Genomic DNA, 12,414 nt, shown 5'->3' on the forward strand with positions numbered 1-12,414 from the left:
ATGGCACGTTTCGACACGTCCTTCGACGCCACCAGCGTCGAGCCCACCACCGCCTACGAGCTGCTGCCCGCAGGCAAATACCGCGCCCAGATCGTAGAGAGCGAGATGCGCGTCACGAAGAACGGCATGGGTCAGTTCCTCTGGCTGATGCTCGACATCCTCGAGGGCGAGCACAAGGGCCGGAAGATCTTCGACCAGCTGAACCTGGTGAACCCGAACCCGACGACGGTGGAGATCGCGCAGCGCACGCTCTCGGCGATCTGCCATGCCACGGGCCGGATGCATGTCAGCGACAGCGAGGAGCTGCACCTGATCCCGATGACGATCCAGGTGAAGATCCGGCCGCCGAAGAACGGCTACGGCGAGAGCAACGCGATTGCCTATCTGCCGCCCGAGCGGGGTTCGGCCCCGGCCGCCCGTCCGGCGAAGCCCGAGCCCGATCCGGCCAGCTCTTCGGTGCCGCCGAAAATGGCCTCCGCGCCCTGGAACAAGAAGGGCTGAGTACCCGCGCTGGCCTGCGCCCTGACTGACGGGGCAGCGCGAAACCCCATCTGAGGATACTCCCATGACTGACATGACCAACGCGGCCCCTGCGGCTGCGACCAGCCCCGGCTTGCCTGATGATCAGCGCCGATTGATCGAGCTCGACGATGCCATCGCCAAGATCCGCACGCAGATCGCGACGGCAGATCTGGCCCGCCAGCGCGGCCAGAAGCCGATCGATCCGGACTGGTTCCACCGGGCCCGCACGGCGCTCCGCCACCTGTGCCGCGAACGCGCGGAACTGCTCGCCCAAGGCACCGGCCGCCGTCGCCGCGAAAAGCTCAAGGACGCTCTGATCGGCATCCTGCGCGAACGCCATGACCCCGAGACCTGGGATGGCATTTTGGCAGAGGCGCAGGCCCGCAGTGAACGGGAGGGCCTGTGATGGCAGAACTTCCCGAAGCCCCCACGCCGACGCTGACGGCGATCTATGCCGATTATGAATCCCGCCAGGGCGATGGTTTCCGCGATCACCTCGGCGCATCGATCATCGGCAAATCCTGCGCACGGGCGCTCTGGTATGATTTCCGCTGGGTGACGCCCGCGCGCCATTCCGGCCGCCTGCTGCGCCTTTTCGAGACGGGCCAGCTGGAGGAGGACCGGCTCGTGCGCAACCTGCGTGCCACCGGGGCGACCGTGCTTGAGGTCGATCCCGAGACCGGCCGCCAGTTCCGGGTCGAGGCCCATGGCGGGCATTTCGGTGGATCGCTCGATGGCGTGGCCCTCGGGCTCCTGGAGGCGCCCAAAACCTGGCATGTGCTGGAGTTCAAGACCCATGGGGTCAAGAGCTTCACCGAACTGACCTCCAAGGGCGTCGTTCTGGCCAAGCCCCAGCATGCCGCGCAGATGCAGATCTACATGCACCTGACAGGCATCACGCGCGCCCTCTACGTCGCGGTCTGCAAGGACACCGACGCGCTGCATGTCGAGCGCATCGAGGCGGACCGCGCCATGGCCGAGCGCCTCTTGGAAAAGGCCGGGCGCATCATCTTCGCCCAGCATCCGCCCCCGCGGATCAGCGAGGATCCGGCCTGGTTCGAATGCCGGTTCTGCGATCACCATGCGGCCTGCCATGACGGCGGTGGCGCTGCGGTGACCTGCCGGTCCTGCCTGCATGCGACGCCCGTCGGAGCGCTTCCAGAAGAAGTGGATACCGGTTCTTCGTCCGGAAGCGCGACCAGCAAGAACTTCGGTGGTTGGCATTGCGCCCGCCACGACCGGATGCTGGCGCCTTCCGAGCAACGCGCCGCCTGCGGCCGCCATCTCTTCATCCCCGATCTCATCCCGGGCGAGGTCATCGATGCGGGCGACGATGTCGTCACCTACCGCATGGCCGATGGCACGACCTGGACCAACGACGCCCGTTCCCCGGAGGTCGCGCCATGCTGACCCTGCGCCCCTATCAACAGGCCGCGATCACCGCGATCTACGGCTATTTCCAGACCCACACCGGCAATCCGCTGGTGGTCATTCCGACCGCGGGCGGCAAGTCGCTGGTCATGGCGTCCTTCATCGAGGGTGTGCTGAAGGCCTGGCCCGATCAGCGCATCCTGATCGTGACCCATGTCCGCGAGCTGATCGCGCAGAACCACGCCGAGATGATCGGCCTCTGGCCCGAAGCGCCCTCGGGCATCTATTCGGCGGGCCTCGGCAAGCGCGAGGCGCAGGCGCGGATCCTCTTCGCCGGTATCCAGTCGATCCACCGCCGCGCGGGTGAGATCGGCCACACCGATCTGGTGCTGATCGACGAGGCGCATCTGATCCCCGGCAAGTCGAGCACGATGTATCGGCGCTTCCTCGACGCGCTGAAGGCGATCAACCCGGCGCTCAAGGTGATCGGGCTGACCGCCACGCCGTTCCGGCTCGATTGCGGGATGCTGCACGAGGGGCAGAACGCGCTCTTCACGAACATCGCCTACGAGGCCCCGGTCCGCGAGCTGATCGACGCGGGGTATCTGAGCCCTCTGGTCTCGAAACAGCCTGCAACCCGGCTCGACGTCTCGAAGGTGGGCACCCGCGCAGGCGATTTCATTGCCCGCGATCTGGCGGCGGCGGTCGATCAGAACGCCATCACCCGCGCGGCCGTCGCCGAAATCATCGCGCATGGCCGTGACCGGAAATCCTGGCTGGCCTTCTGCTCGGGCGTCGAGCATGCGCGCCATGTGGCCGAGGAGTTCGACCGCCAGGGCATCAGTTGCCGCACGATCTTTGGCGACACGCCGAAGGACGAGCGCGATGCGATCCTTGCCGCCTTCAAGCGCGGAGAAATCCGGGCGCTCGCCTCGATGGGCGTGCTGACCACCGGCTTCAACGCGCCCGGTGTCGACCTGATCGCGCTCCTGCGTCCCACCCAATCGGCCGGGCTCTATGTGCAGATGGTCGGGCGCGGCACCCGTCTCGCGCCGGGCAAGGAGAACTGCCTGGTGCTGGACTTCGCCGGCAATGTCCGTCGCCATGGGCCGATCGATCTGGTGCGGCCCAAGCGCCCCGGTGACGGCGGCGGGGGTGAGGCGCCGACCAAGGTCTGCCCGGAGTGCGACAGCATCATCGCGCTCTCGGCGACGGAATGCCCCGATTGCGGCTATGTCTTCCCGGCGCGCGAGGTGAAGATCGCCCCCACGGCCGCCACGCTGCCGGTGCTTTCGCCAAAGCAGCAATGGCTCCCGGTCACGGGCGTTTTCTACAGCCGCCACGACAAGGCTGGCGGCCGTCCGTCGCTCAAGGTGACCTATAGCTGCGGCCTTGCCACCTACAGCGAATGGGTCTGCCTCGAGCATCAGGGCTATGCCCGCCAAAAGGCGGCCGAGTGGTGGCGCAAGCGCGCGCCCGGCTGCCCCGTGCCGCTGAGCGTGGCCGAGGCCCTCGCGCAGACGAGCCGCCTTGCGTGTCCCACCGACATCTCGGTCCGCCCCTCGGGCCGCTATCTTGAGATCTCCGGTTACAGGTTCGCCCCATGCGCCTATCCGACCCCGGCCTCTGCGCCGTCTGCCACCGGGAACCTCGCGGCTTTGGCTGGTTCGAGCCGGGGTTCCGCCGCACCGACCCGCGGCGCGACGCCAGCCGCAAGCGGCTCTGCAGCCGCGCCTGTCAGGACCTCTGCCATGGGAGGAAGGGCATGATCGATCCGACCCCGAATGAGACCGAGGCCATGGCCAAAGGCGGCCAGATGGGCGGCGAATATCTTGAGAGCATCGGCAAGTCCGACCTCGCGACCCTGTCCGAGGAGGAATGGGCCCGGTTTCTCGATGCCGTCGTCACCGGCTATTGCGACCACCTGCGTGCGCTGGCGGCGAAGGATCGCAGCCGGCTCGACGCGATGGCGCCGGAGGTGCCGTTCTGATGGCCGACACGTCCTGGATGGCGCGCTTCGGCGCGCGGCTCGTCACCAATGGCTATGCCATCCTGCCGATCGGCCCGGGCACCAAGAAGCCCGGCCGGTTCCAGCGCGGCGGCTGGGCCGATTACCCGGAATGGAACCGCCATGCCGAACGCCCGACCACGGAGGTCGAGGTCGCGACCTGGGCTGCGTGGCCCGATTGCGGCATCGGCATCGTCGGTGGAGCGGTAGCGGCGGTCGATATCGACATCGCGGCGGACGCCGAACTGGCGTTGCAGATCGAGGCGCTGGCCCGGGCGCGCCTCGGCGACACGCCGGCACTGCGCATCGGCCGCGCTCCGAAGCGCATGCTGGTCTATCGCACGGCAGCGCCGTTTCGGGGCATCAAGCGCCATCCGCTCGAGGTGCTCTGCCTCGGGCAGCAGTTTCTGGCCTATGCCGACCACCCCGATACCGGCGCGCCCTATGTCTGGCCCGACGAGGGTCTGGCCGATCTCGATATCAGCGACCTTCCGGAAATCACGGCGGAAGCAGCGGAGGCCTTTCTCGACCAGGCCTATGCGACCCTGCCCGAGGCCCTGCGCCAGCGCGGGCTGCGATCGGCAACACCGGCCACACTGCTGCGCAACCACGGGCAGATCGGCACCTTGCCCGCCATCCGGTCGGCGCTCGACTGGCTGCCGAATGACGAGCTCGATTACGACAGCTGGATGCGCATCGGCATGGCGCTGAAGGGCGCGCTTGGCGATGAGGGCGGCGAGGTCTTTGCCACCTGGTCGGCACAGGCGGCCAAGGATGTGCCCGCGACCACGGCCCGCGCCTGGGCGAGCTTCAAGCCCGACCGGATCGGCGCGGGCACGATCTACCACCTCGCCATGGAGCGTGGCTGGCAGCCCGACGCCGCCTTGCGCCTCGATGGCAGCCTCGATCCGGACGGCCCGCATCCGGCCGCCGATCTGCTGGCCCGGCTGGAGGGGAGCGCGCCGACCGTCGCCGATCCGGAAAAGCCCGCCTTCAGCCTGACCATCCCCGATGGTCTCGTCGGGGATCTGACCGGCTACATGCTGGCCACAGCGCGCCGCCCACAGCCGCTTCTGTCGCTCGGGGCCAGCCTCTGCGCCATCGGCGCGCTGATGGGGCGGCGGTATCGCACCACCAGCAATCTTCGCTCGAACCTCTATGTCGTGGGGATTGCTGACAGCGGCTCGGGCAAGAACCACGCCCGCGAGATCATCAACGAGGTCTTCTTCGAGGCGGGTCTCGCCCACCATCTCGGCGGCAACAAGATCGCCTCCGGCGCCGGGCTCCTGACCGCGCTCCACCGCCAGCCGGCGATCCTGTTCCAGATCGACGAATTCGGGATGTTCCTGTCGGCCGCCGCTGACCGCAAGCGCAGCCCGCGCCACATCACCGAGATCCTCGACAACATGACCGAACTCTTCACGGCCGCGGGCGGGATCTTCCTCGGGGCGGAATATGCGAACCGAGACGGCACCAATGAGCGGCGCGACATCAACCAGCCCTGCCTTTGCGTCTATGGCACCACGACGCCGCTGCATTTCTGGGGCGCGCTGCAGGGGGCAAACGTGGTCGATGGCTCGCTCGCGCGCTTTCTGATCCTGCCGAGTGATGAGGACTATCCGGACGAGAACCTCGCCGTCGGCATCCGGCGAGCCCCGCCCGCGCTGATCCAGGCGCTCCAGCTGGTCGCCAAAGGCGGCGGGGCCGTGAAGGGCAACCTGACCGGCAAGACCGCCGATCAGAACACCGCCGTGAACCCGATGACCGTGCCGATGTCGGACGCAGCAAGGGCCCGGTTTGCCGAACTCAGCGACGCCCTGACCGAGGAGCTGCGGGCAGCGGCCGGCACCGCCTTCACTGCCATTCTCGCCCGCATCGGAGAGAACGCGCTGAAGCTGGCGCTGATCGTCGCTGTCGGGCGCGATCCCGTGCGCCCCGAGATCGACATTACCGCGGCGGATTGGGCCATCGGCTTCGTGCGCCATTACGCGCGGCGCACCATGGAGGCGGTCGAGCGCCATGTGGCGGATACCGAAACCGAGGCGCATCTGAAGCGGCTGAAGGAGATCGTCCGCGCGGCCGGGCCCAAGGGGATCACCAAATCCGACATCACCCGCGCCTCCCAATGGTTGAAATCGCGCGACCGCGACGAAATCCTGCTGACGCTGATCGAGAGCGGCGACATTACCACCGGCATGCGCGGCTCCTCGACCAAGCAGGCCATGGTCTACCGGATGGCGCGGTGGGGCGGGTGACCGGAGATCCTTCAATCCGCCTGAAGCGGCCCTTGAAGCCGAAATTCCGCCAAGCAGCAGAAACGAAAGGGAAAAACCGAATCCTTCAAATCCTTCAATCTTTCAAGAGGACCCCTTATCCCTATACGTGTACGCGCGTTCTAACAGAGAGAGACAGGTACCTATTGAAATATTGAATAATTGAAAGATTATATATTACACATATAGGACAACCACTTAGGGGCGGAAATCCTTCAAGACGCCCCTCTGAAGGTTCTGAAGGATTTGACGGGCGGTCCAGCTGCCCAGCCCATGAACTGACCAGACCACCCTTCGGGGCCTGGCGAGACCGCAGCCTTCACCGGCCAGCCCGCTCGCCTCGCTCGCAAACGCGAAGAGGAGGTCTCTCATGACCCAATCCAACGAATACCCGCGCGTGACGCAGACTTACGCGGCCCCACAGGGGCCACGGTTCTGCGCCACCCTCGCGCTCGATCTCGGCACCACCACCGGCTGGGCGCTGCGCAGCCACGAAGGGCTCATCACCAGCGGCACCGCCAGCTTCCGGCCCGGGCGCTATGACGGTGGCGGCATGCGCTATCTGCGCTTCACCAACTGGCTGACCGAGCTAGACCGGCTGTCCGGTCCGATCGCCGCGATCTGGTTCGAGGAGGTCCGCCGCCACGCTGGAACCGACGCGGCCCATGTCTATGGCGGGCTGATGGCCTCGCTCACTAGCTGGGGCGAGCTGCGGGGGGTGCCCTACGAGGGCGTGCCGGTGGGCACGATCAAGCGCCATGCCACCGGCAAAGGCAACGCGCCCAAGCAGGCCATGATCGATGCGGCCCGCGCGAAGGGCTTCAGCCCCGAAGACGACAACGAGGCCGATGCCATCGCCATCCTGCTCTGGGCCCTCGACGCCCGGGGAGGTGCGGCATGAGGTTCCATCCCAAGGGCTATGGCGGCCAGCGCCGGTCGCCTGATGAGGTGAAGCGCGACGGCTGGCGCGAACAGGGCCTGCTGGCCGTCAGCGTGGATGACCAGCGCCTGACCTGGCCCGAGCGTGAACTCGTCGAGCAGCTGGGCACGCGGCTCTATGGTCCGCGACCGGTCGAGGATCTGCGCCATGGCTGAGCACATCTGGACCGCCGAGGACGTCGCCGATCATTTAGAAGAGGCGTTCCGCACCCTGCGCAAGCTACCGCCCGTGAAGGTGCAGGGCTATTTCAACGCCTGGCCGCAGGTCATCCGCACCGAGCGCGAGATCCTCGCCATGGAGCCTGAACCGATGCGGGTCTGGCCCTCGGCCGCCGCGATCTCGCGGCTCGAGCAGACCTTCGACTGGGTGCTCTGGCTCGGCGAGAGTGAACGCCGCCTGATCTGGTGGCGCGCTGCCCGGCGGCCGTGGAAGCAGATCACCCATGAGCTGGGCGTCGACCGCAGCACCGCATGGCGCCAGCACAAGCTCGCGCTCACCAAGATCTCCGCGCGGCTGAATGCTGCGGCTGCATGAAATGTTGCAACACTTTGATCTTCGACAGCTGCAACAGATCCGTGCTATCTGAAGGATATGATGGGGAGAGTGCGTCGGAAGACGGCTCTCCCCGTTTCCGTTCGCGCGGACCCGCGACAGCAGGGCCGCAGCGGAGCGCATTTCCCTGAAATCGGCGGGTCCTTCCCGGCGTCCATCCTATGCGGGCGGGCGAAGCGCGAGGGTTTCCCAGTGACGCCCCTGAAAATAGCCGTTTCGTTTCGCTTGGGGCCTCGCGGCAACGAGCGAAGGGCCTGACAGCCCGACACCCCATGCCTGAACCGAAACGGTCCCGCGGGGGCATTTCGGTTCACGCTCCCCATTTCGCCGCCCGGCACCCCAAGGACATTCCCATGGACGTCGTCGACCTGCCGCTCGAGCAGATCATTCCCTATGCGCGCAATCCCCGGCGCAACGAGCAGGCCATCGCCACGGTCGCGGCCTCGATCCAGGAGTTCGGCTGGCGTCAGCCCATCGTCGTGGACGAGGCAATGGTCGTGCTGGCCGGGCACACCCGGCTGGAGGCCGCACGCAAGCTCGGCTTCAAGACCGCGCCGGTGCATGTCGCCAAGGGCCTGACCGCGTCCCAGGCCCGCGCTTTCCGGATCATGGACAACCGTTCCGGCGAGAATGCCGAATGGGATAAGGACCTCTTGAACCTCGAACTGGCGGACCTGCTGGAGGCGGATTACGACCTCGATCTGACCGGCTTCACCGAGGACGAGGTGAAAGCGCTGATGTCGAGCCTCGATGCGGGCACCGGTCCGCAGGAGGGCGAAGACGAGATCCCGGAAACCCCGGAGGATCCGATCAGCCGTCCCGGCGATCTCTGGCTGCTCGGGCACCACCGGCTTCTCTGTGGTGACAGCACGGTTGCCACCGATGTCGAGCGGCTGCTCGGTCCGGTGAAGCCGCTGCTGATGGTCACCGATCCGCCCTACGGCGTGGAATACGACCCGGGCTGGCGCAACCAGGCGGGGGCGGCCAAGACCAAGCGCACTGGCAAGGTGTTGAACGATGATCGGGCCGACTGGCGCGAGGCCTGGGCGCTGTTCCCCGGCGATGTCGCCTATGTCTGGCACGGTGCGCTGCACGCGGCGACCGTGGCGGAAAGCCTCGAGGTCGCGGGCTTCACCATCCGATCCCAGATCATCTGGGCCAAGGAGCGGCTGGTCCTGAGCCGCGGCGATTATCACTGGCAGCACGAGCCCGCCTGGTACGCCGTGCGCAAGTCCGGCAAGGGCCATTGGGCGGGCGACCGCAAGCAGACGACGCTCTGGCACATCTCGGGCAAGGATCAGGACGAAAAGACCGTCCACGGCACCCAGAAGCCTGTGGAATGCATGCGCCGGCCGATCCTCAACAATTCGAGCCCGGGTCAGGCAATCTACGAGCCCTTCATGGGATCGGGCACCACGCTGATCGCGGCCGAGACCACGGGTCGCGTCTGCCACGGTATCGAGCTGAACCCGGCCTATGTCGATGTGGCCATCCAGCGCTGGCAGAAATTCACCGGGAAGCAGGCCGTCCTCGACGGGGATGGAACGCCCTACGACGACCTCAAGACCAAAGACCGCTGAGGGATGGATGACCTGGCTTTACCTTCCGCAGGCCTGCCTGACGGAACAGGCGGCGCATGCCTCTTCGGCCTGTCGCTCTGCTCCGGCGCCGGTGGCATCGACCTCGGGCTCACCATCGCCTTGCCCGGATATCGAACTGTGGGCCATGTCGAACGGGAAACCTACGCTGCAGCCACTCTCGTGGCGCGGATGGAAGACGCGTCCCTGGATCAGGCTGTTGTCTGGGACGATGTTGCCAGTTTCGACGGCCGCCCATGGCGCGGCGCGGTGGACATCGTCACTGCGGGCTATCCGTGCCAGCCGTTCTCTGTCGCTGGCAAGCGTCGGGGCGCGGACGACCCGCGCCACCTCTGGCCGCATGTCGCGCGGATTATTGGAGAGGTCGAGCCACCCTTCGTCTTCCTCGAGAATGTCGCCCATCATCTCCGCCTCGGCTTCCCCGAAGTCGCCGCAGGACTGGTCGGCATGGGCTACCGCCTTGCGGCAGACCTCTTCACGGCGGCGGAAGTCGGCGCGCCCCACAAGCGCGAGCGCCTCTTCATCCTCGCCATCCGCGCGGGCGACGAGCTGGCCGACCCCACGCGCCTGCTCTGGAACCCGGTCGAGTGGCGGGAACCGGACGGAACTGCTGCGGCTCTGGCCAACACCCCGCGCCAGCGCCAACGAGAACCGGCAGACGAAACCGACGCCCTCGCAGGCAGCGGGTCAGCACGGGATGAATCTGGCGACGACGGCTGCAATGTGGCCGACACCGCAGACCGACAGCTTTCGAAGCCGGGGCGGCGAGCGGAAGGACGAAAAGGGTCTGGACCGAATGGCGCGGGATTGGCCGACCCCGATGGCAACCGACGGAAACAAGCCGAGCGCGGGCAATCGCCGGACGGCAAATCTTACCCATGCCAGTCAGATGTGGATGACGCCAACGGCACGGGATCACAAGGATGGCGCAACGACGCTGGCAAACACGCCGGTGAACGGCCTGCTTGGCCGCCAGGTCCTGGTGACGCCGACGGCTGGGCCGAATTCCTCCGATGTGCGCCGGACCTTGAACCCGCTGTTCGTCGAGGCGCTGATGGGCTGGCCCACCGGGTGGACCGGCTTCGCCTCTGTGGCAACGGCGTGGTCCCCCTGGTTGCGGCGCATGCGCTGCGAACTCTGGCGGCTGAATTGCTGGCCGATAGATGAGGTGGAGGCATGAGCCAGACCCGCCTCATGTCGCTGGTCGAGTCCGTTGCCAACGTGATGATCGGCTACGGCGTTGCCGTGGTCACGCAGATCCTGATCTTCCCGGTCTTCGGGCTGCATACGACGCTGGCGCAGAACCTGAAGATGGGTGCGGTATTCACCGTGGTGAGCATCGCGCGGTCCTATGTCCTGCGGCGCCTCTTCGAAAGGTTCCGTTGACGCGATGCGGGACGATCCTTTATTGTCGCGCTGCTGCGAATTCGGCTTCGGCCGACTTGAGTAAGCCAGCGGCTACTCTGACCTTGGGGCATTATCCTGCAGGTTTCGCGGTCCGGCATGCGGAGCCACGGATCACCGGGCCTCGCGCGAGCAGGAGCTTCCAGCCGGGGAGCGTCCGTTACGGACGTCGCGCATTCGCTTCTCACGAAGTCGAATGAAAGGACCCTTGCAATGGGATCACTGAAACGTATCCGCCGACGGAAGATGATGGCCCAAGGTGGCCGCTGCTACTACTGCGGCCTGCAGATGTGGGACGATGCCGCTGAAACCGCGTCTTTCCAACGAAACAACCACACGAAGCGGACGCCAAGGGCGCTTCGCTGCACCGCCGAGCATCTGCACGCCCGTTCCGACGGTGGTCGCGACACGGATGAGAACATCGTTGCGGCCTGCTGGTACTGCAATAACCAGCGCCATAGGCGGAAGTGCCCGCACTCGCCTGAAGAGCATCGCGTTTACGTCCAGAAGCGCATGGCAGCCGGAAGGTGGCTGCTGGCGCAGGTGTCATCGGTCGGTCTCACGGCGATACTGTCGAGGCCATCATAGCTAGAGGCCGCCGCCCGTTTTGGGCGGCGGCGTAACGCTTCTGGCGTGGGTCAGGCGGCGGGAAGCCGGTAGACCCGCCCCCGATCCTCGACCTTCTCGGAAGTCACCTCGAGACCGAGTTTCTTCTTCAGCGCCCCGGCCATCGCGCCGCGCACCGTGTGCGACTGCCAGCCCGTCGCGGCCATGATCTCCTCGATGGTCGCGCCGTTCGGCGCGCGCAGCATGGCGATCAGAGTGGCCTGCTTGGTGCCCTCGCGCGGCGTGCGCGTCTTGGGCGCGGGTTCGGGGGCGGCGGAGGTGTTCGGCTCGATGCCGATGGCGGCAAGGCCTGCGTCGGTGGCAACCAGCGTGACGCCGTGCCCGTCGCCGGTCTCGCGCCAGACGGGTTCGCCCTTGCGCATGTCCGCCTCGGCCTCTTCGAGCAAGCCCTTCGCGAGCATCGTGCCAACCACCTTGGCGGCGGCGCCACCCCGCAGGCTCTCGGGCAGCGGCAGGGCGATGTGCTCGGGCCGCTGGGCGGCGGCGCTGAGGATGATGGCTTGGGTGTCGGAAAGCTGGGTCATGGGGGCGTCTCCGTATTCGGGTCGCGTCCGTCGCGATCCCTTCTACGACCCCGAGCCGCGCCCGCGCGCGGCAGAGGTCCGGAGATTCCGGAGGTCAGTCTGCAAATTCGCCTTCGCCGAACGCGCTGTCGGTGATGCGCTTCAACAGGCTCGCGTAGTGTTCGAGGGTACCGACGTGGCCCCAGTTGATCTCGTCGGGATGGGCGTCGAAGTGGTCATCACTCAGCCTCTGCAGGCGGACGAGCATCGTGTCGATCTCGGCCTTCTTTTCAATGAAAGCCGCCAGCGCGGCTTCTTGGTTCCTGCGGGCCTTTTCGGCGCGGAGTTGGTGGCGGTCGGTCATCATCCTGCCCCCTCAGTTCTTCTGCTCGATCATCGCGAGGATCGCGCAGGCCATGCCGCCCAGAAACTCGCCGCGCCGGAAGACGATCTCGTCGATCTCGGTCGCGCGGGTGATGGCGGGATCGACCTGAAGGTCGGCGGCCATGTGCGGAAGCAGGCGGGCGGCTTCAAGGTTGTAGCGTTCGGCGAGGGTCATGGCAGGCTCCGTGGGGTGCATCGTTTTCGCAGGATCAGCTTCGCTCTGCCGGGGCTC

The 12,414-nt window shown here is 66.7% G+C and carries 16 protein-coding genes; 13 read left to right on the plus strand and 3 right to left on the minus strand.

The window, feature by feature from the left end:
• The 13 genes from GB880_RS09445 to GB880_RS15880 all read left to right on the plus strand — a co-directional run bounded on the left by GB880_RS09445 (nucleotide 1) and on the right by GB880_RS15880 (nucleotide 11,256).
• Nucleotides 1-501: a DUF669 domain-containing protein gene (locus GB880_RS09445; RefSeq protein ID WP_154491244.1), complete on the plus strand. Its 501-nt coding sequence runs from the start codon at nucleotides 1-3 to the stop codon at nucleotides 499-501.
• A gap of 64 nt (nucleotides 502-565) precedes the next feature.
• A complete protein-coding gene (locus GB880_RS09450; protein ID WP_229774291.1) occupies nucleotides 566-928 on the plus strand; it encodes a hypothetical protein in 363 nt (120 codons plus the stop codon).
• Complete coding sequence (locus tag GB880_RS09455; RefSeq protein WP_154491247.1) at nucleotides 928-1,932, plus strand: oxidoreductase; 1,005 nt, start codon at nucleotides 928-930, stop codon at nucleotides 1,930-1,932. Before GB880_RS09450 ends, GB880_RS09455 begins: the two co-directional genes overlap by 1 nt.
• The gene (locus tag GB880_RS09460; protein WP_154491250.1) at nucleotides 1,926-3,662 is read left to right on the plus strand and encodes a DEAD/DEAH box helicase; all 1,737 of its coding nucleotides are present in this window, start codon (nucleotides 1,926-1,928) and stop codon (nucleotides 3,660-3,662) included. Before GB880_RS09455 ends, GB880_RS09460 begins: the two co-directional genes overlap by 7 nt.
• Nucleotides 3,659-3,883, plus strand: a complete 225-nt coding sequence (locus GB880_RS09465; RefSeq protein WP_154491253.1) for a DUF6511 domain-containing protein — start codon at nucleotides 3,659-3,661, stop codon at nucleotides 3,881-3,883. The genes GB880_RS09460 and GB880_RS09465 overlap by 4 nt, the downstream gene beginning before the upstream one ends.
• The gene (locus GB880_RS09470) at nucleotides 3,883-6,156 is read left to right on the plus strand and encodes a PriCT-2 domain-containing protein (protein WP_195840745.1); all 2,274 of its coding nucleotides are present in this window, start codon (nucleotides 3,883-3,885) and stop codon (nucleotides 6,154-6,156) included. The genes GB880_RS09465 and GB880_RS09470 overlap by 1 nt, the downstream gene beginning before the upstream one ends.
• Nucleotides 6,157-6,544: 388 nt before the next feature.
• A complete protein-coding gene (locus tag GB880_RS09475; RefSeq protein ID WP_154491259.1) occupies nucleotides 6,545-7,075 on the plus strand; it encodes a crossover junction endodeoxyribonuclease RuvC in 531 nt (176 codons plus the stop codon).
• Nucleotides 7,072-7,269 carry a hypothetical protein gene (locus tag GB880_RS09480; RefSeq protein WP_154491262.1) on the plus strand — a complete coding sequence of 66 codons (198 nt, stop codon included), beginning with the start codon at nucleotides 7,072-7,074 and terminating at the stop codon, nucleotides 7,267-7,269. The genes GB880_RS09475 and GB880_RS09480 overlap by 4 nt, the downstream gene beginning before the upstream one ends.
• Nucleotides 7,262-7,648, plus strand: a complete 387-nt coding sequence (locus GB880_RS09485; protein WP_154491265.1) for a DUF6362 family protein — start codon at nucleotides 7,262-7,264, stop codon at nucleotides 7,646-7,648. Before GB880_RS09480 ends, GB880_RS09485 begins: the two co-directional genes overlap by 8 nt.
• Before the next feature lie 371 nt (nucleotides 7,649-8,019).
• Complete coding sequence (locus GB880_RS09490; RefSeq protein WP_154491268.1) at nucleotides 8,020-9,246, plus strand: DNA modification methylase; 1,227 nt, start codon at nucleotides 8,020-8,022, stop codon at nucleotides 9,244-9,246.
• Nucleotides 9,247-9,249: 3 nt separating this feature from the next.
• Nucleotides 9,250-10,431: a DNA cytosine methyltransferase gene (locus tag GB880_RS09495; protein WP_154491271.1), complete on the plus strand. Its 1,182-nt coding sequence runs from the start codon at nucleotides 9,250-9,252 to the stop codon at nucleotides 10,429-10,431.
• Between the two features lie 9 nt (nucleotides 10,432-10,440).
• Entirely contained in the window at nucleotides 10,441-10,650 is a 210-nt protein-coding gene (locus tag GB880_RS09500) for a DUF7220 family protein (RefSeq protein WP_154491274.1), read from the plus strand.
• Nucleotides 10,651-10,956: 306 nt separating this feature from the next.
• Entirely contained in the window at nucleotides 10,957-11,256 is a 300-nt protein-coding gene (locus GB880_RS15880) for an HNH endonuclease signature motif containing protein (RefSeq protein WP_425274254.1), read from the plus strand.
• Between the two features lie 50 nt (nucleotides 11,257-11,306).
• Here the strand turns inward: GB880_RS15880 and GB880_RS09505 are convergent, their stop codons facing one another.
• From GB880_RS09505 to GB880_RS09515, 3 genes are all read right to left on the minus strand, one after another.
• A complete protein-coding gene (locus GB880_RS09505) occupies nucleotides 11,307-11,819 on the minus strand; it encodes a DUF3489 domain-containing protein (RefSeq protein ID WP_154491280.1) in 513 nt (170 codons plus the stop codon).
• A gap of 94 nt (nucleotides 11,820-11,913) precedes the next feature.
• Entirely contained in the window at nucleotides 11,914-12,165 is a 252-nt protein-coding gene (locus tag GB880_RS09510; RefSeq protein ID WP_113900014.1) for a hypothetical protein, read from the minus strand.
• A 9-nt stretch (nucleotides 12,166-12,174) separates the two neighbouring features.
• Nucleotides 12,175-12,357 carry a hypothetical protein gene (locus tag GB880_RS09515; protein ID WP_043869402.1) on the minus strand — a complete coding sequence of 61 codons (183 nt, stop codon included), beginning with the start codon at nucleotides 12,355-12,357 and terminating at the stop codon, nucleotides 12,175-12,177.
• Nucleotides 12,358-12,414: the final 57 nt, after the last annotated feature.

This window comes from Paracoccus sp. SMMA_5_TC (assembly GCF_009696685.2).
Taxonomy (GTDB): domain Bacteria; phylum Pseudomonadota; class Alphaproteobacteria; order Rhodobacterales; family Rhodobacteraceae; genus Paracoccus.